Source organism: Polaromonas potterensis, assembly GCF_033446725.1.
Lineage (GTDB): Bacteria > Pseudomonadota > Gammaproteobacteria > Burkholderiales > Burkholderiaceae_C > Polaromonas.
In genome coordinates this window covers 15,908-39,614 of record NZ_JAWQLX010000011.1, presented here as the reverse complement: position 1 = coordinate 39,614, position 23,707 = coordinate 15,908, and the positions used below count along the sequence as shown (strand labels likewise).

Genomic DNA, 23,707 nt, shown 5'->3' with positions numbered 1-23,707 from the left:
AATGCGATGGCACTAATTTCTGGTCGCATCTGGGCTCTCATAGAGCAAGTTTTCTTCTACGGTGCTTGTGGGCGTAACTCCCAGCATCGCCATGTCACGCGAGACTTCTTCCCGGAGTAACGAGATGCCCTTGCAGACGCCTTCTTCGCCGCCGACCGCAGCCGCGTAGTTGAAGGGTCGACCGACAAAGACGAATCGAGCGCCAAGGGCCAGTGCTTTGAGAACGTCGGTGCCGCGCCGAAAGCCGCTGTCAATCATCACTGGAACCTCCGGGCACGCCTTGACGATTCCGGGCAGTACACGCATCGGTGAAACGGTGCTATCGAGCTGTCGGCCTCCATGGTTGGAGACGATGATGCCGTCGGCGCCATTTTCCACCGATAGACGGGCGTCCCGGACATCCAGGATTCCCTTGAGCACCAGTTTGCCTGGCCACATCTGTCGGATCAGGCGGATGTGTTCCCAGCCCAAATGGCCACGATCCGAAAAGTCGCGCAGCACATTGGCTGACAGGATAGGTGCACCGCGCCGGGCGTAGTTATTCTCAAAGTGCGGCATGCCATGCTTCAAGAAGGTTTTTAGAAACGTCCCGAAGAGCCAGCGCGGATGCGTCAAGCCTTGCCACGCCAGTCGCACGCTGGGCCGCAATGGCGTTGAGAAACCGGCGCGGATATTGTTTTCTCGATTGGACGCGATGGACGCATCGAGCGTGACCACCAATGTCCCGTAGCCGGCAGCCTTGACGCGATCGATCAGCGCAATGATCTCGGGCTCCGCGCCGGGCAGGTAAGCCTGGAACCAGGCCCGTGGGTTCGCCTGTACGATCTTTTCAAGCGGGATGAGCGAAGAGCCGCTCATGATCATCGGCACGTTCTCCCGTGCCGCCGCGTTGGCAAGCGCGAGGTCACCTCGGTAGGCGGACAAGGCGCAAAGCCCCATAGGTGCGATGCCAAAGGGTGCGGACCAGGTTTCGCCGAACAAGGTGGTTTCAGTCGAACGCGCTGAGGTGTTTACCAGGACGCGCGTCACGAACTCCAAATTGTCGAAAGCTCGGGCGTTCGCCTGGAGCGACTGGTTGCGCTCCACCCCGCCCGAAACGTACGCATACACGGGTCGTGGCAGGTGCCGGCGTGCTGCAACTTCAAAGTCGTCCAGGGAAAGAACATGGCCCAACCGTGCCGGAAGGACGATCGGTTTGCCGAAGCTGATTGTTGCAGCGGCGTGGTCCGGCAGGCCCACGCCGCTTGCTGAAGTTTCGCGCTGCATCCCCGGCTTACTTTTCTCCCCAAGGCATCACTTGCCACAGCTGCTTGAAGCTGGCCTCGGTGTCTTTCAGTTCTGCCGAGTAGGCTTGAGGTTCAAGATAGCGCAGAGGAGCGAAGTAGCTCGCAGCTTTAGCTTGAAATTCCGGGTCCGCGGCGGTCTTCTTCAGTGCGGAGGCGAGCTGCTCACGGATCGGTGCGGGCAAGCCTTTGGGCGCTGCGAAGCCGCGTAGGGACGCCATGATGATGTCGTACCCCTGTTCGCGGAACGTCGGCACGTCCGGAGCTACGCTGCTCCGCTTCGCGCTCATTTGGCCGAGCTGGCGAAGCTGGTTGCCGCCCTTCACAGCGGCCAGCGCCTCGCCGATGTTCATGACTGCGATCGTGATCTGTTTGCCCACCGTGGCATTGAGGACCTCGGCGGCACCTTTGAAAGGCACATGGTTCATCTTGATCCCGGCCGCCTTTTCGAGCTGCAAGGCCGCAAGATGGTCGTCCGAGCCGACCCCGGTTGTGCCGTAGGACACCTCCCCAGGATGCGCCTTGGCGTACGTGACAAGGTCCTTGAGCGTCTTGAATTCGCTGTCAGCGCGCACCGAGATGTTGTCTGGATCGTCGACCACGTTCCCCAGCAGGTCATAGTCCTGCCAGTGGAAGTTCGACTTTCGTTCGATCGGAATCGTCAAAACATTCGGCGTGTTGATCATGCCGATCGTGTAGCCGTCCGCCGGAGCGCGCGTGAGCTCGCCGAAACCGATGCCGCCGCCTGCGCCCGGCCGGTTCACGACCACGATGCTGGCGTTGTTGCCAAGATGCTTGGCCATGTATTGCGCGACCAGTCTCGCGATGACGTCGCTGCCCCCTCCGGGAGCGTACGACACGATCATCTTGATCGGTTGTTCGGGATAGGCCGCGAACGCCATGCCAGGGGCGGCGGCGACAGCGGACAGAACCAGGGCCGGCACGAAGCGGCGCAGGAGTGCGGTGATGCGTTGCATTTCAGTTGTCTCTTTTGGGAAAGGTAGGTTGAGGAAGGAATGGGCAACTTCAGCCGAGGACCTGTACACGACGCTTTTCGTAGGCAGGCCAAGCTTCGGGATTGATGAGGCGGGGAGGCCGATTGCCGGCCAGCAGATTGACAATCTGCTCCGCGCTGATTGCAGCGACATTGCCGCGCGATTCGTGGGTGACGCCCGCCACGTGGTAGGTCGCGAAGACGTTGTCCATGGCCAGCAGTGGGTGGTTCAACGGAGGCGGCTCCTGGTCCCACACGTCCACGCCGGCACCGGCCAGGTGACCTGACCGAAGTGCTTGTACCAGCGCATCTTCATCGTGGATGCCGCCGCGTGCCGTGGTGATGAAGATCGATCCCTTCTTCATCCGGGCAAAGGTGTCGGCATTCATGAGCTTCAGCGTGCTCGCATCACGCGGGCAGTGCAGGGACACAAAATCCGAACGGGTAAGGAGCTCATCGAAGGACACAGGCTGAGCGCCGCGACGTGTGATCTCTTCGTGTGACAGGAGAGGATCAGTGGCTAAGACTTCCAGACCGAATGCGCGCGCGAGGGCAGCGACCCGCGAGCCGATGTGTCCGATGCCCACCAGCCCGACCGTCTTGCCGCGAATCTCGTGGCCCATCACATCCTCGCGGGAGTAGCCGATCTCGCGTCGCATGCGGCGGTCGCCTTCGATCATGCGGCGAGAAACGCCGAGGATCATCGCGAGCGTGTGCTCGGCGACGGAAACTGCGTTGCCGCCGGCTTGATTGACAACCAGCACACCAGCTGCTGTACAAGCCGCGACGTCCACCGTGTCATAGCCAGCCCCGCCGGCGGAAACGCACAGCAGTTCCGGGCAACGGGCAAGGAGCTCGGCGCGAGCAAAGAACTCCTGAGGCAGCTCGTCCTTTGCGGCGGAGATGTGGTAGACGTGCGCGGCCGACAGCATGTCCCACGCTGCAGCGCTATTGCCGCGCGCCGGAAAAACTCTCAGTGCAATGTCTTGCGCACTGGCCATGCGCTCGTCGAACGCCGGTGCGATCCACAAGTCGGAGCGAACGACCCGCTTTTGAAGGCTGGTCATCAAACAGGCTCCGGATTGCAGCCGAGGCGCTTGAGCGTGGCATCGATCCACGTAGTGTCCAGCGTGCCAGCCGCGATATCCGCCAGCATCTTCTTTTCGAGTTGCATCTTCTTGTGGGTGGCGGCAAGGAGGTCTTCGACATCGTCGTATGGAACGCACAGAAGGCCGTCCGCGTCGCCGACGATCAAGTCACCCGGCTGAATGACCATGCCATCGATGGCGATGGGGACATTGATCTCGCCCGGCCCGTCCTTGTACGGACCACGGTGCGTCACGCCCGCTGCGTAAAGAGGGAAATTGCCCCGGCCGATCTCTTCGCAATCGCGCACGGCGCCGTTCAGAACGATGCCAGCCAGCCCGATGCGGACCGATGTGGCGACCATGATCTCGCCGAAAAGGGAATTCGTCAGGTCGCCCCCAGCATCGACCACGATCACGTCGCCCGGCTGAGCGAGAGTGAGTGCCTTGTGGATCATGAGGTTGTCACCAGGCCGGCACTTCACCGTGAGTGCCGGTCCAGCCAGGTAGCCGCCCTTGTGCATGGGCCGTAGTCGAGGGCCCGCAGCCGCCATGCGCGTCATGCAGTCGCTGATATTGGCAACTGGAAGACCCTTGAATGCCTCCACGAGTTTCGCCGACACTTGGCGCTTGCGCTTGAGAATTTGAAGACCGACCATAGGAAGTATTGATAGAAGTGGTTAAGGAGTAAGGTCCATGCAATGTACAATAAAAAAACAATCAAGTCATCATAATTGGTGGAGGGTATACACCTATTTGGGTAAATCCTGCCATTTGCACTTTATTAAAGAACAAAATAGGAACAAAAATGGCTGCTGCCGCTGACAACGCCTACGAAATCCTGAAGCAGCGCGTGATAGGAGGCACCTACGCGCCAGGCGCGCAGCTCAAGGAGGAACACATCGCGCGCGAACTGGAAATCAGCCGGACCCCGATCCGGGCGGCACTCAAGCGCCTGGTTGATGACGGGCTCGCGACGGCCGACCCGAACCGTGGTGTTCGCGCAGCAGAATGGACCGATTTCGACATTGAAGAAACATTCGACTTGCGGGGTTTGCTGGAGTCGCACGGCGCGGGCCTCGCGGCACGCCGAGGCGGTCTGCCGCTTGCGGATCGCCTTGACGACCTGAATGAACAGATGGATAGAGCCATCGCGGCTGAGGCAGGGGGGCCACCTGAACGCCTGCAGGAGATCAATTCCCAGTTTCATCACGCGATCCTGGAGGCGAGCGGCTCGCCCCGTCTGCGCTTGATGCTGACAGGGCTCATCGACATGCCGATCGTGATTCGTTCGCACTTCATCAGCACCCGGCAGGACAAGTTGCAGAGCCTCCAGCACCACCGTGACCTTGCCGCTGCCATCCGCGCGGGCGACCCGGAGCTCGCCAGGCAAATCATGTCCCTGCATTTGCGCGTCGCCTCGCATCGGTTCAAGCGCCAGCGCATTGAATTCAGTGCCTCCCATCCGGATGGAGATCAGCATTGATTCCTGCCCTGCAAGTTGGCGGCCTGCCGGCTTCACTCGCCCTGCAGTACCTCGCGGAGCTCCGCCTTCGCGGCTTTGGGGGTGACATCGAACAGACCCACGCCGACCGCACCGTGTTCGCGACGGACAACTCCATCTACCAGCTGGCGCCACAGGCAATTCTCTTCCCGCGTGATGAGACAGATGTCGTTCGTATCGCCAAGCTCTCCAGTGATCCACGTTTCACGCCCCTGAAATTCACGCCGCGCGGCGGCGGCACCGGCACGAACGGCCAATCGCTCACGGACGGCTTGTCTGTGGATCTGTCTCGGTATATGAACGCCATTCTCGAAATCAATGTCGAAGAAGGCTGGGCGCGTGTGCAAGCGGGCGTTGTGAAGGACCAATTGAATGCGGCCGTGGCGGCAAGCGGGCTATTCTTCGCGCCAGAACTTTCACCGTCCAATCGGGCGACGATTGGCGGGATGATTGCGACCGACGCTTCGGGACAAGGCTCGGTGCTCTACGGCAAGACACGGAACCACGTGATGGGACTGAACGCGGTGTTCACGGACGGTACGCAATGGCAGTCCAGGCCGCTGACGCCAACCGAACTCGAAAGCGCCAAAGGCCGCAACGACCGGGTCGGTCGCGTGCTGCGTGTGCTTGATCGCATTCGCCAAGACGACGCGGAATTGATCGCTGATACCTTCCCGAAGCTGAATCGGTGTGTCACCGGGTATGACCTTGCGCACCTTTGCGACTGCCATGGCCGCTTCGATCTGAGCGCCGTGATCTGTGGTGCGGAAGGCACGTTGGCCTTCGTGACCGAGGCGAAGGTGAAACTCACGCCGGTGCCGCGCTTCACCGCCTTGCTGAATATCCGTTACGCCTCCTTCGATGCAGCGCTTCGTGATGCTGGCACTTTGATGAAACTACAGGCGGCATCGAGCGAAACGATCGATGCAACCGTCCTTGGTCTGGCGCGGCAGGATGCCGTCTGGCTCAAGGTGCGTGCTTTTTTCCCCGACGATCCCGAGGGGCCGGCCGAGGGTGTAAATATCGTCGAGTTCGTCGCTGCGGATGAAGCGTCGATTCAGGAGCAATTGGCGTGCGTTGAGTCGGCACTTGCTGCCGGCGGGGCCGGTCGAAGGGGTTATACCGTCGCTCGGGGTGCGGAAGCCGCTGCGGCGATCTGGTCTATGCGCAAGAAGTCGGTGGGCCTTCTGGGCAACATGCAGGGCGAGCAACGTCCCATGCCGTTTGTGGAAGACACCGTCGTTCCGCCGGAACACCTGGCAGACTACATCCAGGAGTTTCGCGCGGCACTGGATCGCCGCGGACTGGTCTACGGCATGTTCGGCCATGTCGACGCCGGATGCCTCCATGTTCGACCGGCACTGGACATGAAAGATCCGGCGCAGGAGCGGCTTGTGCGAGAAATCTCCGATGAAGTGTTTGAGTTGACGCGCAAGTACAAGGGTGTGCTTTGGGGAGAGCATGGGAAAGGCTTTCGATCCGAGTACGCGCCGGCCTTCTTTGGCCAGCTTTATTCGCGCATGCAGGAGGTCAAGGCCGCTTTCGATCCGCACAACCAGCTCAACCCGGGAAAGATCGCCTCGCCGCCGGGACATGAACTCACTCGCCTCGACCAGGTGCCAACGCGTGGACAAGCCGACAGGCAAATACCCATCAACGTATGGCGTTCCAACGACGATGCGCTGCATTGCAACGGCAACGCGGCGTGCTTTAACTACGATCCCGATGACGCGATGTGTCCGTCGTGGAAGGCGACCCGAGACCGGAAGCATTCCCCAAAAGGTCGGGCGTCCCTGATGCGCGAGTGGTTGCGGCTACTGGCAGCTAAAGACGTTGATCCGGACACGGATTTGTCCCGAGGCTGGCTGGATCTTCCAGCCCGTGCGCTGAATACGTGGAAAGCCCGCCGCAGGCCTGCCGACTTTTCGCATGAAGTCAAAGCGGCGATGGACGGATGCCTGGCCTGCAAGTCCTGTGTAGGTCAGTGCCCCATCAAGGTAGACGTTCCGGCCTTTCGGTCGCGTTTTTTGAATGCCTACTACGGCCGCTTCATACGCCCCACCAAGGATCACCTTGTGGCGGGTCTGGAAGCCTGGCTGCCGCTGGTCGCGAAAGCACCGAGACTCGTCAACGCGTTCACCCATAGCCAGCTTGGCCGCTTTGTAGCTCGCCGGTTAGGGCTTGTCGAGTTGCCCGAGCTTGGGACTGTCGCCATCCGGGACCAACTGGATCGTTGGGGTGTGCAGACGGCGACGCCGGAAGCGCTGGCCAAATTGAACCCGACCGAGCGCAACAAGAGCGTGGTAGTGGTGCAGGACGCATTTACCACGCATTACGACGCCCAAGTATTGCTCGACTTTGTTGAACTGCTTCAGCACTTGGGATTTATGCCATGGCTTGCCCCATTTCATCCTAACGGTAAGCCGCAACACGTGCTCGGTATGCTTGACAAATTCCGGCGGACAGCAAGCGTCAATGCGGGGATGTTGAGGAAGCTTGCAGAAACCGGCGTGGCGTTAGTTGGCTTAGATCCCTCCATGACCTTGGCCTACCGATCGGAGTATGTCAAGGCGCTGGGGAGGGAGGCAGTTCCCCAGATTCTGTTGCCGCAAGAATGGTTGTCCATGCGGATCGATGAACTGGATCCGATACCGCTGGAGGAGGGTTCGGCATGGTCGCTTTTGCCACATTGCACCGAGCGGACAAACGCCCCCAGCGCTACTTCAGATTGGATCAAAGTCTCGCGTCGGCTAGGAGTTGATTTGCAGATACTGGAGAGTGGCTGCTGCGGTATGGCCGGACTGTACGGACACGACCTAGCGAACAGGGCCACGTCGCAAAAAATCTACGACCTAAGTTGGGGGCCCATCCTCGCCAACCCTAGCCACGAAGGCAGAACGGTTGCGACAGGTTTCTCCTGCAGGTGTCAGGCGAAAATTGTTGATGGTCTGCGGTTGATGCACCCCCTTCAGTTGCTACTCCGTATAGTAAAAGCACAGCGTTCGCTGCCACGCTCGTACAACCAGGCATCGCAAAACCTTAAACAGCACGAGGAATACTAAGCCCGACAGAGCACCCTAATTGCGAGCTTCCCCATCATTGGGATGGCAATGTCTGCTTTGGCTCCGTTGTTTCCTGGCACGAACGACCGCTGACTGGCAAGTCAACCAACAAAATTCAAGATCCAGAAAGCTGCCGCTGACGAGTACCCGCAAACGCTGCAAAGACGACTTTCGTGACGGCTCGATGCTTGTTGTTTTATCCAGGTAATCCCGGGCGTGGCCCACAAAAAAAGCGCATGGCTGGAAACCATGCGCTTGTGTCAAAGGGCGGGCCTGGCCGCTTCAGCTCAAGCCAATTTGGCCAGGGCCTTGGCCACGCCGGCGCCGTAAGCCGGGTCAGCTTTGCTGCAGTTGGCGATGTGGCGTTCCTGGATGGCTTTGGAGGCGCCGCCGACCGCACGTGCCGTGTTGTCAAACAGCAGTTGCTGCTTTTCCGGCGTCATCAGGCGGAAGAGCTTGCCGGGCTGCGAATAATAGTCCTCGTCCACGCGGTGGTTCCAGTGGTCGGCCGCGCCTTCGATCGACAGCGGCGGTTCGGCAAAGTCGGGTTGCTCTTGCAGCGCGCCTTTGCTGTTGGGCTCGTAACCGACCTCAGCGCCATTGTTGTTGTCCACACGCATGCTGCCGTCGCGGTGGGAGGTGTGGAAAGGACACTTGGGCGCGTTCACCGGAATCTGGTGGTGGTTCACGCCCAGGCGGTAACGTTGCGCATCACCGTAGGAAAACAGGCGCGACTGCAGCATCTTGTCGGGCGAGAAGCTGATGCCGGGCACCACGTTGGCGGGCGCAAAAGCGAGTTGCTCGACTTCGGCAAAATAATTCTCCGGATTGCGGTTCAGCTCCAGCACGCCGACGTCGATCAGCGGGTAGTCCTTGTGCGGCCAGACCTTGGTCAGGTCAAACGGGTTCAGGTGGTAGGTCGCGGCATCCTTCTCGGGCATGACCTGGATTTTCAGGGCCCAGCGCGGGAAGTCCTTGTTGTCGATGGCATTCAGCAAATCGGCCTGGTGGCTTTCACGGTCATGGCCGACCAGTGCCGCCGCCTCGGCATCGCTCAGGTTCTCAATGCCTTGTTGGGTGACGAAGTGGAACTTGACCCAGAAACGTTCGTTTGTCGCATTCAGGAAGCTGAAGGTGTGGCTGCCAAAACCGTGCATGTGGCGGTAGGACTTGGGCAGGCCGCGGTCGCTCATCACGATGGTGACCTGGTGCAAGGCCTCGGGCAACAGGGTCCAGAAGTCCCAGTTGTTTTCGGCGCTGCGCAGGTTGGTGCGCGGGTCACGTTTGACGGCGCGGTTCAGGTCGGGAAACTTCAGCGGGTCGCGCAGAAAGAACACCGGCGTGTTGTTGCCGACCAGGTCCCAGTTGCCTTCTTCGGTATAAAACTTGACGGCAAAGCCGCGTATGTCGCGTTCGGCATCGGCCGCGCCACGTTCGCCGGCCACGGTGGAAAAGCGCAGCACCAGATCCGTCTTTTTGCCGACCTGTGAAAACAGTTTGGCCTTGGTGTATTGGGTGATGTCATGCGTGACGGTGAAGGTGCCGTAAGCCGCCGATCCTTTGGCGTGCATGCGGCGCTCGGGAATCACTTCGCGGGCAAAATGCGCCAGCTTCTCCAGATGCCAGACGTCCTGCAGCAGCGCCGGCCCGCGGGGTCCCGCGGTTTGTATATTCTGGTTGTCGACAACCGGTGCGCCTGCGGCGGTGGTGAGTTTGCTCATGGCTGTGCTTTCCTTGTTTCGGTGATTGAAATGGCGGTGGGTTGCTTCATTGTGTGCAATCACCCGCCAGGAGGCAAGAGAGCCGCCATAGTAATTTCTCAAGGCGCCGATAGCGGCGTGTTGTGGCTATGCTTGGGCTTTTTCAGGAGAAGATGTTAATGAATTCCCAATTTGAAAAAGGCCTGGCCACCCGCAAGCAGGTGATGGGTGAAGACTTTGTGGCCAATGCCCTGGGCAAGGCCACCGATTTCACCCAACCGATTCAGGAGCACATCACGGCCAAAGCCTGGGGCGATGTCTGGCAGCGGCCCGGCCTGGACCTCAAGACCCGCAGCCTGATCACGGTGGCCATGCTGACGGCCCTGGGCAAGCAACATGAGCTCAAAGCCCATGTGCGCGGCGCGTTGAACAACGGCGTCACACCGGCCGAGTTGCAGGAAGTTTTGTTACATGCCGCCGTGTATTGCGGTGTGCCTACGGCGGTGGATGCGTTTCGCAGTGCCGCCGAGGTGGTGGACGCCCCTGTGAAAACCTGAATGCCAAGTGGTTCTTAAGGGTTTTAGGGCTGTAGCCCAGGTTGGTCATGCGCAATCCGCTCTCAAAAGCATAGCGATTGAGGCGGTTGCGTGGAACCTCAGGCGAGCGTGATGGTGGCCAGTTCGCCTTGCGCAATGCCGCGCAGCGTGCGCCAGGCCAGGCCCAGCACCAAGAGGGTGGTGAAGCCCAGCAACATCAGCGCCAGGATGTGGGCGAAGCCAAGTCCCAGGTAGGCCGCGTAGTTCAGCGCGGCAATGGAGATGGCGCTCAGCGGAAAACCCGTCGCCCACCACGAGACACGAAACGGGCAAGTGCCCGGCAAGTCGAGCAGCTTGGGCAAGAGCACGGCCAGCATGAACAGCGCCAGGTAAAACAGGCCGCTGGCAAAGATGTCGATCTGCCCCACCGTGCCCACATAGGCCGAAAAGCCCACGGCAAACGGCGCCATCAGAATCAGCAACGAAGGCCGCTGCGCCCCGGGCATGGGTTCTTCAAACAGCAGGCGCGCAAAAATCAGGGTGAATAGCGGCACGGTGAAGAACAGGCCCACGGCCAGCGACAACAAAGCGACTTCGTGCAGACCGGGCCAGCCCAGCAGGTTGCCGACAATTGGAATGTCCAGCGTGCCGACCACGGACACAATCCAGGCCGGCGTGGCTTGTGCGAACTTCTGGCGCACGCTCATCCAGCGTGTGACCATCCACCCGGCAAACAGCACCATCAGCAGCGCGCCCAGCGCCCACAGGGCAGCGGCCAGCGAGCGCGCATACGGCAGCAGCACGGCCGGCAAGAGCAGCAGCGAGATGATGAAGGTGCCGAAAAAATTGGCGGCCACGGGGTGCATGAACTCGGCCCGCACGGCGGCCGGTGCGCGCACCAGTTTCACGCCGTAAGCGGCGCAGAGCACGAGAAAGGTCAACACGGCGGCCCCACCTATGGTTTCCGAGATCAGTGCCGGGAGGTCGTAGGCCACGCCGGCGATGCGCCAGGCCATACACAGGCCGCACAAACTCATGACCGCGCCGAACAGGCTGACCGGCAGGTGGGACAGGGCGCTGTCGGGGCGGGCGGCCGTTATTGTGTTCATGCCTGTCCTTGCTGAGTTTTTAAGTATTTTAGGCCGATAGCCCCCATGCAGAAAGCGCCATAAGCTATCAAATTAATAGCGATTGACGCTCAGCCCACCATCAGCTTGTGCACCAGGTCGGCGGTGGTGGAGGCCTTGTATTTGCGCATCAGGCGGGCGCGGTAAATCTCCACGGTGCGGTGGCTGATGACCAGGGCGCGGCCGATTTCCTTGGAGGTCATGCCGTCCATCAGGTGGGCCGCGACCTCGCGTTCACGCGCCGTGAGTTCGGCCTTCACCGGCCGGCGCGAACTCAGGTCTTCAAAAGTCCAGATGCCGGATTCGTGCGGCGCGGCGCGGTTCAGTGCGCGCCCGGTGACGTGGCACCAGAAGGTTTCGCCCTTGAGCCGCCCCTCGACCCGCTTCATGATGCGGTCGTCGGCGTAATGGCCTTTGGTGTTGAGAATCGGCAACATGCGCGCGCCTATACGCTCGTATTCATCCACGCTGGGGTAGAGAATCTGGAAAGACTGACCTATCAACTGCTCGCGCGCCGCGCCAAACATTTCGCACAGGTGCTGGTTGCAGTCCACAATGGCCCGGTTGCGCGAAAGCACCAGGCCGACCGGTGCCATGTTGAAGGCCAGGCGGTAATCGATGTCCATGGGTTCTGAGGGCGTCCGGTGCGGGTGAGGGTTAAGCTTTAAGGGGTACTACGTATGCGGCTAGGTAGTATCGTCAGGTTTTCAAAGTTTGTGTTGAAGTTCTGCAGGAGATTTTTGTGAATAAACTTTTTCCCTCCGCTGCCCAGGCTCTCCAGGGGGTCGTCAAGGACGGCCAACTGATGGCTGTCGGTGGTTTTGGCTTGTGCGGCATTCCCGAAGCCTTGATTCAGGCACTGCGTGACAGCGGTGTGAAGAATCTCAGCGTCATCTCCAACAACGCCGGCGTTGATGGTTTTGGCCTGGGCAAACTGCTGGAGACGCGCCAGATCAAGAAAATGATTTCCAGCTACGTGGGCGAGAACAAGGAGTTCGAGCGCCAGTACCTGGCCGGTGAGCTGGAACTGGAGTTCACCCCACAAGGCACGCTGGCGGAAAAGCTGCGCGCCGGCGGTGCGGGCATTCCGGCCTTTTTCACCAAGACCGGTGTCGGCACCCAGGTGGCCGAAGGCAAGGAGTTGCGCGAGTTTGATGGCGAGACCTATGTGATGGAACGCGCGCTGAGGCCCGAGGTGTCGCTGGTCAAGGCGCATGTGGCCGACAAGGCCGGCAATCTGCAGTTCCGCCTGACCGCACGCAACTTCAACCCGGCAGTGGCGATGGCCGGCAAAATTTGCATCGTGGAAGTCGAAGAAATTGTCGAAACCGGCGAGCTGGATCCCGACCAGATCCATTTGCCCGGCATTTATGTGCACCGCATCGTGCTCAATGCCACGCCTGAAAAACGCATCGAAAAACGAACCATCACCGAAAAAGCGGGAGCCTGATATGCCTTGGAACCAAGACCAGATGGCCGCACGTGCGGCGCAAGAGCTTGAAGACGGTTTTTACGTCAACCTCGGCATCGGCATCCCGACCCTGGTGGCCAACTTTGTGCCCCAAGACAAGGAAGTCTGGCTGCAGTCGGAAAACGGCATGTTGGGCATAGGCGCTTTCCCGACCGAAGACGCGGTGGATGCCGACCTGATCAACGCCGGCAAGCAGACCGTGACCACCATCAAGGGTTCGTCGATTTTTGGCAGCCACGACAGCTTTGCCATGATCCGCGGCGGCAAGATCAATTTGTCCATCCTGGGCGCCATGCAGGTCAGCGAACACGGCGACTTGGCGAACTGGATGATTCCCGGCAAGATGGTCAAGGGCATGGGCGGCGCGATGGACCTGGTGGCCGGCGTCAAACGCGTGATCGTGCTCATGGAACATGTGGCCAAAAAGAAAGATGGCACCGAGGACCTGAAAATCCTCGAAAAGTGCAGCCTGCCATTGACGGGTGTGGGTGTGGTGGACCGCATCATCACCGACCTGGCCGTCATGGATGTCACGCCCGAAGGCCTGAAAGTGGTGGAACTGGCGCCCGGTGTGACGCTGGAAGCCCTGCAAGCCAAAACCGGCTGCAAGCTTCATTAAAAGCGGGTAAATCTCCGGCTACGGGTTTGAAGCGGCATTCATTGCCGCTTTTTCTTTGCTTTTTTACGAGATGGCAGACGCTGACCGCTTGCTGACGAGGGTTTGCAGATCGTGTTGTTCTGACAAACTGATACACGGTTACAACTTTTTGAGCACAGATAATGAGGTATTAGACTGAAATCACGATGTTCCGCCGCCTCTTCTTCTCCCGGCCCGTGGCTTCCCCGGGGGGATGGCCAGCCACAGCTGTGTTCGCCCTCATGGTGCTGGCCTTCTGGACGGTGGCCGCCGGCCCGGCTTTTGGCGCAGATCGTGCCAAGCCGCTAGAACGTGTGACGCTGCAGCTCAAGTGGCTGCACCAGTTCCAGTTTGCCGGTTATTACGCGGCCCAGGCCAAAGGTTTTTACAAAGACGAAGGGCTCGAAGTTACCCTCAAGGAGGGGGGGCAGGGAAAATCGGGTGTCGCTAGCGTTGTTGGTGGCCAGGCCCAGTTCGCCATTGCCGACTCGGACTTGTTGATCAACCGTATCAACGGGCAGCCGATTGTGGCGCTGGCGGCAATTTTTCAACATTCTCCCTATGTGATCCTGAGCCGGCAGGACAGCCATTTACGCACGCCCAGCGATCTGGTTGGAAAAACCGTCATGTTGTCGGAAGACCAGGGCAGCATCCAGTTGCGTGCCATGTTGGCGCGTGAGGGCATTGACGAGAAACTTGTCAACATTGTTCCGCATTCGTGGAAGCTTGAAGATTTGATCCAGGGCAAGGTTGACGCCGTGTCGGCCTATGCCACGGTGGAGCCCTTGTTGATGCGTGCACGTGGTATCGCCTCAGCCTTCATGCTGAGTCCGGATTACGGCGTGGATTTTTATGGCGATGTGCTGATTACCACCGAAGTCCAGCTTGAAAAATCACCTGAAACAACCGCCGCCTTTTTGCGTGCAACCCGCAAGGGCTGGGACTACGCCATGGCGCACGAGGATGAAATAGCCGGCCTGATCCTGGGCATGGACGGTGTGGCGCAGCGCGGGCTGACGCGTGAACTTCTGATCGCGGAAGCCCGCAGCATGCGTCCCTTCATCCTGCCGGATGTGGTCGAGATCGGGCATATGAACCCGGCCCGGCTCGAGCACACGGCCCGCACGCTGGCGGATCTGGGGCTGGTGCGGTCGGATTATTCCCTGGCGGGCCTGATGTACGAGCCCCACGCCAAGGTCAATCCCCAAATCTTGCGTTGGGCCATGGGTGGTGGCCTGGCCGGCGGTGTGCTGGTGGCGCTGGTGTTTCTCTGGAATATGCAGATTCGCCGCAGCGTGCGCCAGCGGACACAAGAATTGCTGGAAGAAGTCACACACCGGACCGAGGTGCAGCGGCAACTCAAGGCCAGCGAGGAACTGGTCCAGCTGATGTTTGGCACTGCGGCCGCAGGCCTGGTGATGAACACGCCCGACGGCCGTTTTTTGATGGCCAATCCCGCTTATTACGCGATCACCGGCTACACCGAGAGCGAATTGCGGGCCATGGACATGCGGAACCGGACGCTGCCTGAAGACCTGCCGCGTTATGACGGGCTCAGGAGCCGGATGATGGCCGGTGAGTTTGATACTTTCTCTGACGAACAGCGCTGCGTCAAAAAAGATGGCGGTTTTGTATGGATCAATGCCACGGTGTCGCTGGTGCGTTCTGCCGAAGGGGTGCCGACACATGTCATCGCGGTGGTCGAGGACATCACGGCGCGCCGGGCGACCGAGGAGAAATTGCGCCAGAGCGAGATGCTGCTGGCGATCGCCGGTCGCACGGCCAGGCTGGGCGGCTGGATGCTGGACTTGTCGGCGGACCATGTGGTCTGGTCGGATGAAGTCTGCAAAATTTATGGTGTGCCGCTGGGCAGCAAACCGCTGCGGCGCGATGCCCAGCGGTACAACGCGCCAGAGTGGCAGGAAAAAATGACCAAAGTCTTCACCGCTTGTATCCGCGACGGCACACCGTTTGACCTGGAGATGGAAATCATCAATGCCAGCGGACGCCGTTTGTGGATTCGTGCCATTGGCGAAGCGCTGCGGGACGAGAGCGGCAGGATCACCCGGATTCACGGCTCATGTCAGGACATCACCGAACGCCAGCAGGCACAGGAAAGTATTCTGCGCCTCAACGCCGAGCTGGAGGAGCGTGTGCGCCAGCGTACCGCCCAGCTGGAAGCCTTGAACCGGGATCTGGAATGTTTCTCCTACTCGGTGTCGCACGATCTTCGCTCGCCGCTTAATACGATTGATGGCTTCAGCCAGCTCATGGACCGTATGGATGCGGAACAACTGGGCGAAAAGGGCAAGCACTACCTGGGCCGGATTCGCGCGGGCGCGCGGCAGATGGGGGCGCTGATCGACGGCCTGCTCGCGATGGCGAAATCTTCACAGGACAAGCTGCACTCAGAGCGCGTCGATCTTTCGGTTCTTGCCCGGCAGGCCGCGCAGGAGTGCCGCGAGCGGGAGCCGGCACGCGAAGTCCAGCTGCAAATTCAGGACAAGATGCTGGTGCAGGGTGACCCCGTGTTGTTGTTGGCGGTGGTGCAAAACCTGCTGGGCAACGCGTGGAAGTTCACCGCCAAACGAGCCGTGGCGCAGATCACAATGGGCTGCGAGGAGCGAGCTGGCGGCGAGCTGGTTTATTTCGTCAAGGACAATGGCGCCGGTTTTGACATGCGTTATGCCGACAAGCTGTTTGGCACTTTCCAGCGCCTGCATTCAGCATCAGATTTTTCGGGGAGCGGCATTGGCCTGTCCACCGTGCAGCGCATTATTTTCAGGCACGGAGGCCGGGTCTGGGCCCATGCTGTCGAGGATCAGGGGGCGGAATTTTATTTCACCCTGGGTCTGGTGGAAGACCAGATCGCTGCTGTGGCGAGTTGATCCCCGATCCGGCCAAGGCCGGTTGACTGTGCTCGCAGAATCAATGGAGCGGGTGATGGGAATCGAACCCACGCTATTTGCTTGGGAAGCAAAAGTTCTGCCATTGAACTACACCCGCTTAGTGAAGCATTATAGGGAGCTTCCACTCAGCGTTTTCAGCGCCAGTAGGGATCGGGCAGCGACGGCAGGGCGAGTTCCGGCAGCGGCTGCTTTTGCAGGGCTGACTGGAGTTGTCTGTGGATCTTTTCAGAAGGCCGGTTCAGGCTGGCGCATAAGGCTTTGAGTTGGGTTTGCGCCGCGACCCGGTCATTGCGCGCACCTAAAACAGCTTGTGCTTTTTTCAGCCATTCCAGCCACAAGTCCGCGGCTTGCGGGTTGTATTGATGGCCTGTGAACTCGGTGAGGTAACGCAGCTGTTTGGCCGCGATGCGCAGGCGGTGCAGGCGGGCCGGGCTCAGGTGTTCCAGCTTGCCCAGCGCTTGCCGCAAGAGGTGGGCCAGTTTCTCAAGCCGTGCCGTGAGTGCATCCGTGGGCAGGGCCGCGGCCGCGTCGGGTTGCGCCAGGCGGCGACCCAGTTGCAGCAGCAGGCGTTGCGTCTCTCGTCCTTGCAGGGCGGCACTGGCTTGCAGGTGCGCTGTGCCCTGCAACAGGTCGGCGGCTTCTTGCAGCTTCTGGCGCAAGGCCGCATCGTGCAGACCGTCCACCAGTGCTGGCCAGGTTTCCTCGATGAAGACATCCCAATCGCGCGCCGCGCCCAGCCGCTGTCCCAAAGTCCCTAAACCATCGCGTACCGGTGCGAGTGCTTCAGCATTCCATTTGGCTGCGCGTGCCAGCGGTCCGCAGGCCACACGCAGCCGCCGCACCGCCACACGGATCTGGTGCAGGTATTCGCTGTCATAGGGCTTGTGGTGGTCGGGCGGGCGCAGAAACCCCGCTTCGTTGGCCTGCCAATGGGCGAGGGATTGCGCGATGGCTAGCCGGGCCACGGTTTGGGCATCGGCGCCAGGGCTCGGAGTTGGCGTGTTCGTTTTGAGCACTAGAAAGATTTGCTGCGTGCCCTGGGCCAGCCGGCTGCCGCGTTCGGCCTTGCTGAGATGGCCGAGCACCAGCGGGTGTCGTTCGACCAGCAGCAAGGCCAGCGAGAACACGTCGTCCACCGGCCCGTCCAGGAGTTCGAGCTCCAGTTCACACAGCGGTTCGCGGCGATCGCCGGCGAGAATCTCGCCCTGGTCGATGGCAAGTTCGATCTTGGCGCCCGTGGCCCCGCAGAGCAGTTGACGATGGCGCTCGAAGCGAGTGTGAAACTGCGGCAGCAGGGGATCGCGCAGCGCTTTCAGTGTGGGCTCAAAGCTGGTTCCTGCCAACGGCAACCATTCGAGGGCCGGGCCGGCCACCACAAACTCGATTTCTTCACGCTGGTACAAACCTGCCTGGCTGCTACCGCGGCCCTTGATGGTTTGCAGCCAGTGTTGGCCGTCGCTGCGCAAACGCAGGCTGATGCCGGCCTGCGCCAGTGTGCGCTGGGCTGTGTCAAAGTAGAGGTTCTCAAGCTGCTGACGGGTGCTGGGCAGCCGCGCCAGCAGCGGATCAGCGCGTAGCGCGGCCAGCGCAGACGGGGGCAGTTGCAGCTTGAGTTCGATTTCCATGGTGAGGCCCGTCGCGTCTGTCGGGACGCGGGATCAAGCCATGGTACTGCGGCTGGGCGGGAAGGGCGAGGCCTGCAACATGCCCGTGCAGGCGTCCCCGGTTTTGGCAGCGGCTGAAAAGCTCAGGGCCGCAGGTAAGACCAGCCTTCAGCTTGTCTTTTCACGATTTCGGTCACGCCGGCCGGTACATAACTGATGGCGGGCAACATGTCTTCCTTGCCCAGCTTCTGGCCGCGCATGGTGTTTTCGCAGGCGATCACCTTGATGTGGGCTTTCATCGCGTCGGCGATGCGGGCGCCGGTGGGCGACTCGAGCTTAAGCATGCCTATGCCGGGGCCGTAAGCAACGATTTCAATCTCCACGTTGGCGGCGCCCACGTCTTCCTGCAGGTTTCTGGCGTTGTTGAGCGCCAGGTTCCACTTGGCCGGGTCGCCGTCACTCATCTGGATCACGACTTTATGACGTTTTTGGCCTGTAGCCCCCGTCGATTGGGCGTGAGCAGCTATCAAAAATGGAGCGGCTGCGGTCAGCGAGGCGAAGGCGCCCGCCTGGATAAAAGATCTGCGGTTCATGGGGGAAGTCTCCGGGAGAAAGAGGGCGTATTTCACCATAGCGGCAAGTACCGCGCAAACCACCTTGTCGAGGCCCGGCAAGGTGGCTGGATCTCTACGCCGTTAGAACACCGCCATCAACACCATGGCCGTAGCCGTGCCGAACACCAGCACCGGGATGGCCCAGTTGATGAAGGCGTAAAACTCCTGCTGCACATGGGTGCCGAACAGGCGCTTGACCCCGCTGTAGCGGTACAGCAGGATGCCCACGGCAAAACTCACGGCCAGCAGAAAGTAGTTCAGCCCGAACAAACGCATCACCGGGTTGTCGCCCGTGGCCAGTTTCACGAAGCTGGAGTTGACGGTGAAGTTGAGCGCTACCACGGCAAACAGGCCACCAATGCTGATGTTGGTCAGCTCGAAGGCATCGACCGCAAACTCGCCGTCCTCGATCCGGTTCAGCCACAAGACCAGCAGCGGAATCAGCAGCGAAGCAAACAGCGGCACAAAAATCGTGGCCAGCAGGCTTTTTTGTTCGCGTTTGACCACCAGCGCGGCTTTCACGCGGGTGTTTTCCTCGCCGCGCCAGGCATTGACCGCATCCTTGGACAACTCGACCAGGCCGACCGACCAGCCGTCCAGCGTCACACCATGTTGGGTGTTGCTGAACTCGAGTTCGTCTTGCCGGTAGTCCAGCACCAGTCTTTCCAGCGGTTCGCTGCGCGAGATCATTTCCACGCCCAGTTTCTGGCGGTCAAACGGGAAATTCTCCAGCGAGTAGCCGGTTTCAAAGGCCGCTGTGGTGCGCTGCATCAGCTCGACCCGGCCGTCCGGCGAGATGCGCAGGTTGCGCTTCTGAAAGGTCGGTGCCGCCTTGAGGTTGGAAAACTCCACGTTGGGATGCCAGATCTGCGCGAGTTTTTTCTCCACCTCGCCGTCCAGGAACTCCTGGTAGCCTGCCGCCGCCTGCTCGGCCGGATAAGCCAGGCGCACATCCTGCCAACGCAGGCGGGTGTCCACCGTGGCGGTGAAGGTTTCCTCGTTTTCGTTGATCCCCTTGAGTTCGATGAAGCTCAGGCCGGCGCGCACCACCACGGGCAGGCCGCGGCCTTGCGGCAGCGCGGTCAGGCTTTTGTTTTGTTCGGTTGCGGCGGCGGGCGCATCCTTGGCCTGGGCGCTGCCCAGGGCCAGCCAGGCCAGCGCGGCAGCGATCAGCCAGCGCCTCATGGTTTGTCTGCCGGCTGTGCGGCTTCGCCTTGCAGGCGCTGGCGCAGGCGTTCGTAGGTCTGCGCCAAGGTGCCGATTTCGCTGTAATAGGCCTCGGGATTGGGCAGAGGTTCGGCCGGCTGGCCGTCGGCCAGGGCGGCAAAACGCGGGTTGAGCTCGGCCAGCGGACGCACGATGGCACCGCGAATCACCATCAGGATCACACCGGCCAGGATCACCAGCGCAAACAGCGAGTACATCGCCAGCCAGATCATGGACTGGCCCATGGCGCTGCGCGAAGGGCTGAAGTCCTTGGCCACCACAATCGTGCCCAGTTGTTCACCGGCGGGATTACGCAGGGGCAGCACCACCACACCGTAAGGCGTGTCCTGCGCTTCGCGGGCATAAGGCTGGTTCTCGATGCCGGGCTGGGACAGTTCGGTGTCGCTGACCAGCTTGCTCATCAATTCCCAGTTGGTGGACTGGAACTTGATGTAGCGGCCAACCCGGTTTTTCTCGGAGAAAATTTCGCCGCCCAGGCCGGGCGAGCTCTTTTTGAGCCTTTCTTCGTCGATGAAGAGCACGGTTTCCAGACCATAAGCGGTCTTGACCTGGTCCAGCACGCCGCCGAAGTTCTGGCCGAACTCGAAAGTGCCTATGTATTTGCCGGCGCGGTCCCGGACCGGTGTCACACCAAAGATGCCGGGGCCGGCGCGCGAGATCGACAAGCCTTTGCGGGCCACCTGGTCTTTTTGCACGGCCACCACGATGGGGCGTGACGATTTCAGGTCGTCGCCGAATTTGGCCGGATCATTCAGGCGCAGAAAGGAAATCCCCTGGGGCGAGTGAAACTGCGCCTGGTCGGTGTTGTGTTTGTCCTTTTGAATCTCGAACATGGGCTTGAGCTCGGTCAACAGCGCGTCGCGGTTGCCAGCAGCAAACAGTTCCTGGACCCTTGGCATGTTGGCGACCAGTTCGGCACGGGCCAGCGAGCGGCCGGCGGCGCCCTGCAGGTTGAAGTCGATGATGGACTTCATCAGCGCGTACTGGCTGTTTTCGGTCTGTTCGGTGGTGCTGACGAACAGGCGGTTGGTCAGAAAGGTGGTCAGCAAGATAACGACCACCAAAAAGCCGAGCAGCGTGGCTAACGCATTCCGTTGAAATTTCATGAGTCCCTCGTAGACATGCAGCAAAACCGCTGCGGGATGCCGGGAGAGGGTCTTCATAGAGCTACTTTCCTGACGACAGGATTGTAGCTATATGTTACAAAACTATGCTAAAAATGCATGGTTATTGTTTGAGGTAGGCTTTCACGGCACGCACCACGAGGTCGGGTTCGTCGGACACAAAGTCGCCATTGGTCATGAACACCACACTCACGCCAAGCTTTGGGATGTACCAAGTTTCGGTATTGAAGCCCGAGATGGAGCCGTTGTGGCCCCAGGCCTCGCCCCAGGGCGTGTCCTGGACAGAACAACCCAGGCCATAGCCGCTGTCGATGTCTTCTTCCTGCACGCTGCACATTTGTGCGACGGTTTTGCGCGGCAGCAGTTTGCCGTCGCGAAACAGGGCGAACAAAAAGGCCTCGTAGTCGGCGGCTGTCGTGACCACCGCACCGTCGCCGGTGATGGCGCTCCAGCCGGAGTAACTAACATCCTGCCGCTTGCCCTGTTCATTGAGGGTGTAGCCATGGGCCAGCCCGCTGGCTTCCTTGCGCGCGCCAATGGTGGAGGCCGGCATGCCGACACGCTCAAAAATGCGCTTTTGCACCGACTGGGCGTAGCTGAGCCGGTCGGCCTGGCTGATCAGCTGGCCCAGCAAGACATAGTTGGTGTTGGTGTAAATGTATTCGCGGCCTGGGCGTGCCTGGGCTTTTTCGCCAAAGGCAAAGGCCAGCGACTCTTCGGCGCTCCATTGCTTCTCGGGCTGCTCGGCCGCTTCGCTTTCAAAGTCGTCGGTGAAATATTCGGCCAGGCCAGAGCGGTGCTGCAGCAACTGTTCCACCGTGACGGTCTGGATGTTGCGCAGCTTGGCGATGCCGGGCACGCTCTTGACCCAGAGAAACACCGGGTCGGTCAGTTTGAAGCGTTGCTCCTGCATCAACTGAAGCGTGGCGGCCGCAGTGACCAGCTTGCCGCTGGAGGCAATGTAAAAGCGGGTTTGCGGCGTCATGCGTTCGCGGGTTTTCAAGTCGGCGAAGCCTGAGGCTACGACCTCGCGCCCTTGCGGGCCGGACACCAGCAAGACGGCGCCCGGCAGTTTTTCCTGCTTCACCAGACGATCGAGAAAAGGCTGGAGTGGTGCCGCCAGGACGCGTACAGGCGCAACAGCCGCCACCAGGGCGGCGAGGGCCAAGCCCAGCAGTTGTGGGCGTATCACTTCAGCATGTCGCCGAGGCAGAGGTATTTCATCTCCAGGTACTCTTCCATGCCGTGGCGTGAGCCTTCGCGACCCAGGCCCGACTGCTTGACGCCGCCGAAAGGCACATGTTCGGTGGCGATCACGCCGGCGTTGATGCCGACCATGCCGTATTCCAGCGCTTCGGCCACGCGGAAGATGCGGCCCACATCACGGCTGTAGAAATAACTGGCCAGGCCAAACTCGGTGTTGTTGGCCGCGTCGATCGCTTCCTGCTCATGCTGGAAGCGGAACACCGGCGCAAAGGGCCCGAAGGTTTCTTCCCGGGCGCACAACATGTCGGCCGTGGCTTCGGCCACCACCGTGGGCTCGAAAAATTGGCCCTTGAGGTGGTGACCGCCGGCCAGCAGCTTGCCGCCCTTGGCCAGCGCGTCGGCCACATGGCGCTGCACTTTTTCAACCGCGGCGTCTTCGATCAGCGGGCCTTGCAACACGCCATCTTCAAAGCCGTTGCCCACCTTGAGCAGCTTGACCTTGGCGGCGAATTTTTCAACAAACTGGTCGTAGACGCCGTCCTGCACATAAATGCGGTTGGCGCAGACGCAGGTCTGGCCGGCGTTGCGGTATTTGCTGGCCATTGCGCCTTCCACGGCGGAATCAATATCGGCGTCATCAAACACGATGAAAGGTGCGTTGCCGCCCAGCTCCAGCGCGAGTTTTTTGACCGAAGGCGCACTTTGCGCCATCAGGATGCGGCCGACTTCCGTGGAACCGGTAAAGCTGATGTGGCGCACCACGTCGCTGGCGCAAAACACCTTGCCGGCGGCAATCGAGTTGCTGCTGTCGGCCGTCAATACATTCAGCACACCGGCCGGAATGCCGGCACGCACGGCCAGTTCGGCCGCGGCCAATGCCGTCAGCGGTGTCAGTTCAGCCGGTTTGATGACCACCGGGCATCCTGCGGCCAGCGCCGGCGCGACCTTGCGCGTGATCATGGCCAGCGGGAAGTTCCAGGGCGTGATGGCGGCGCAGACGCCGATCGGCTGTTTGATCACCATCAGGCGGCGGTTGTTGTCAAAAGGCGGCAAGGTTTCGCCATTGACCCGTTTGGCTTCTTCGGCAAACCATTCGACAAAACTGGCGCCATAAGCGACTTCGCCTTTGGCTTCCGCAAACGGTTTGCCCTGCTCTGCGGTCAGGATGCGGCCCAGGTCTTCCTGGTTCGCCATCAACAACTGGTACCACTTGAGCAGGATGGCATGGCGCTCCTTGCCGGTTTTGCTGCGCCAGGCAGGCCAGGCGGCGTTGGCGGCGGCAATCGCGGCTTCGGCCTCGTGGGCGCCCAGGTTGGCCACATCCGCCAGTTTCAGGCCGGTGGACGGGTCGTTGACGTCAAAGCGGTTGGCGCCCGCCACCCACTGGCCATTGATCAAGGCATCGGTTTTGAGCAGGCTGGGGTCTTTGAGCAGGGCAAGGGGGGAGGTTTTCATGTCCATCGATGTCTCTTTCGGGTGGGGACGCTCTGGTGCGGCGTGTGGGTAGCGAGCATAGCGCGTCAGCCGGTTTGGCGCAGCGGAGGTATCAGCCGGGCCCGGCCCAGCCAAACTTATAATCAAAAGCTCAGGCAAATCAAGCATTCAGGTGCGGTCGGCCGTTCCG

Annotated in this window: 19 protein-coding genes and 1 tRNA gene; 6 read left to right on the top strand and 14 right to left on the bottom strand. The window is 60.6% G+C overall.

The window, feature by feature from the left end; genetic code table 11:
- Positions 1-12 precede the first annotated feature (12 nt).
- The 4 genes from R6254_RS18305 to R6254_RS18290 are packed head-to-tail and all read right to left on the bottom strand — an operon-like array spanning position 13 to position 4,021.
- Entirely contained in the window at positions 13-1,266 is a 1,254-nt protein-coding gene (locus tag R6254_RS18305) for an alpha-hydroxy acid oxidase (RefSeq protein ID WP_318408967.1), read from the bottom strand.
- Positions 1,267-1,273: 7 nt separating this feature from the next.
- Positions 1,274-2,260, bottom strand: a complete 987-nt coding sequence (locus tag R6254_RS18300) for a tripartite tricarboxylate transporter substrate binding protein (protein ID WP_318408965.1) — start codon at positions 2,258-2,260, stop codon at positions 1,274-1,276.
- A 49-nt stretch (positions 2,261-2,309) separates the two neighbouring features.
- Positions 2,310-3,344, bottom strand: coding sequence for a hydroxyacid dehydrogenase (locus tag R6254_RS18295; RefSeq protein ID WP_318408964.1), 1,035 nt, complete (start codon positions 3,342-3,344; stop codon positions 2,310-2,312).
- Positions 3,344-4,021 carry an RraA family protein gene (locus tag R6254_RS18290; RefSeq protein ID WP_318408963.1) on the bottom strand — a complete coding sequence of 226 codons (678 nt, stop codon included), beginning with the start codon at positions 4,019-4,021 and terminating at the stop codon, positions 3,344-3,346. Before R6254_RS18290 ends, R6254_RS18295 begins: the two co-directional genes overlap by 1 nt.
- A 149-nt stretch (positions 4,022-4,170) precedes the next feature.
- On the opposite strand from R6254_RS18290, the gene R6254_RS18285 reads away from it, so the two are divergent.
- Both R6254_RS18285 and ydiJ read left to right on the top strand, forming a co-directional pair.
- A complete protein-coding gene (locus R6254_RS18285) occupies positions 4,171-4,848 on the top strand; it encodes a GntR family transcriptional regulator (RefSeq protein ID WP_318408961.1) in 678 nt (225 codons plus the stop codon).
- Positions 4,845-7,928 (top strand): D-2-hydroxyglutarate dehydrogenase YdiJ, encoded by a 3,084-nt coding sequence (gene ydiJ, locus R6254_RS18280; protein WP_318408960.1) that lies wholly within the window; start codon positions 4,845-4,847, stop codon positions 7,926-7,928. The genes R6254_RS18285 and ydiJ overlap by 4 nt, the downstream gene beginning before the upstream one ends.
- A 287-nt stretch (positions 7,929-8,215) precedes the next feature.
- Here the strand turns inward: ydiJ and R6254_RS18275 are convergent, their stop codons facing one another.
- Positions 8,216-9,649: a catalase gene (locus R6254_RS18275; RefSeq protein ID WP_318408958.1), complete on the bottom strand. Its 1,434-nt coding sequence runs from the start codon at positions 9,647-9,649 to the stop codon at positions 8,216-8,218.
- Positions 9,650-9,807: 158 nt separating this feature from the next.
- On the opposite strand from R6254_RS18275, the gene R6254_RS18270 reads away from it, so the two are divergent.
- Positions 9,808-10,185: a carboxymuconolactone decarboxylase family protein gene (locus R6254_RS18270; protein ID WP_318408956.1), complete on the top strand. Its 378-nt coding sequence runs from the start codon at positions 9,808-9,810 to the stop codon at positions 10,183-10,185.
- Between the two features lie 98 nt (positions 10,186-10,283).
- Here the strand turns inward: R6254_RS18270 and R6254_RS18265 are convergent, their stop codons facing one another.
- Positions 10,284-11,273, bottom strand: coding sequence for an SLAC1 anion channel family protein (locus R6254_RS18265; protein WP_318408954.1), 990 nt, complete (start codon positions 11,271-11,273; stop codon positions 10,284-10,286).
- A gap of 89 nt (positions 11,274-11,362) precedes the next feature.
- Positions 11,363-11,917: a LuxR C-terminal-related transcriptional regulator gene (locus tag R6254_RS18260; protein WP_318408952.1), complete on the bottom strand. Its 555-nt coding sequence runs from the start codon at positions 11,915-11,917 to the stop codon at positions 11,363-11,365.
- A 116-nt stretch (positions 11,918-12,033) separates the two neighbouring features.
- On the opposite strand from R6254_RS18260, the gene R6254_RS18255 reads away from it, so the two are divergent.
- The 3 genes from R6254_RS18255 (at position 12,034) to R6254_RS18245 (ending at position 16,287) form a co-directional block, all read left to right on the top strand.
- Positions 12,034-12,741 carry a CoA transferase subunit A gene (locus R6254_RS18255; protein WP_318408951.1) on the top strand — a complete coding sequence of 236 codons (708 nt, stop codon included), beginning with the start codon at positions 12,034-12,036 and terminating at the stop codon, positions 12,739-12,741.
- A 1-nt stretch (position 12,742) separates the two neighbouring features.
- The gene (locus tag R6254_RS18250) at positions 12,743-13,381 is read left to right on the top strand and encodes a CoA transferase subunit B (RefSeq protein ID WP_318408950.1); all 639 of its coding nucleotides are present in this window, start codon (positions 12,743-12,745) and stop codon (positions 13,379-13,381) included.
- A gap of 185 nt (positions 13,382-13,566) precedes the next feature.
- A complete protein-coding gene (locus tag R6254_RS18245) occupies positions 13,567-16,287 on the top strand; it encodes an ABC transporter substrate-binding protein (RefSeq protein WP_318408949.1) in 2,721 nt (906 codons plus the stop codon).
- Positions 16,288-16,331: 44 nt separating this feature from the next.
- On the opposite strand, the gene R6254_RS18240 is transcribed toward R6254_RS18245, so the two are convergent.
- The 7 genes from R6254_RS18240 to R6254_RS18210 all read right to left on the bottom strand — a co-directional run bounded on the left by R6254_RS18240 (position 16,332) and on the right by R6254_RS18210 (position 23,544).
- A tRNA-Gly gene (locus tag R6254_RS18240) sits at positions 16,332-16,405 on the bottom strand.
- A gap of 37 nt (positions 16,406-16,442) precedes the next feature.
- Positions 16,443-17,933, bottom strand: a complete 1,491-nt coding sequence (locus R6254_RS18235) for a CYTH and CHAD domain-containing protein (RefSeq protein ID WP_318408948.1) — start codon at positions 17,931-17,933, stop codon at positions 16,443-16,445.
- 122 nt (positions 17,934-18,055) lie between these two features.
- Positions 18,056-18,505 (bottom strand): DsrE family protein, encoded by a 450-nt coding sequence (locus R6254_RS18230; protein ID WP_318408947.1) that lies wholly within the window; start codon positions 18,503-18,505, stop codon positions 18,056-18,058.
- Positions 18,506-18,607: 102 nt separating this feature from the next.
- Entirely contained in the window at positions 18,608-19,711 is a 1,104-nt protein-coding gene (locus R6254_RS18225) for a ligand-gated ion channel (RefSeq protein ID WP_318408945.1), read from the bottom strand.
- On the bottom strand, positions 19,708-20,916 hold the full coding sequence (locus R6254_RS18220; RefSeq protein ID WP_318408944.1) for a HAMP domain-containing protein: 1,209 nt from the start codon (positions 20,914-20,916) through the stop codon (positions 19,708-19,710). Before R6254_RS18220 ends, R6254_RS18225 begins: the two co-directional genes overlap by 4 nt.
- A gap of 64 nt (positions 20,917-20,980) precedes the next feature.
- Entirely contained in the window at positions 20,981-22,069 is a 1,089-nt protein-coding gene (locus R6254_RS18215; RefSeq protein ID WP_318408942.1) for a serine hydrolase domain-containing protein, read from the bottom strand.
- Complete coding sequence (locus R6254_RS18210; RefSeq protein ID WP_318408940.1) at positions 22,066-23,544, bottom strand: NAD-dependent succinate-semialdehyde dehydrogenase; 1,479 nt, start codon at positions 23,542-23,544, stop codon at positions 22,066-22,068. Before R6254_RS18210 ends, R6254_RS18215 begins: the two co-directional genes overlap by 4 nt.
- Positions 23,545-23,707 lie beyond the last annotated feature (163 nt).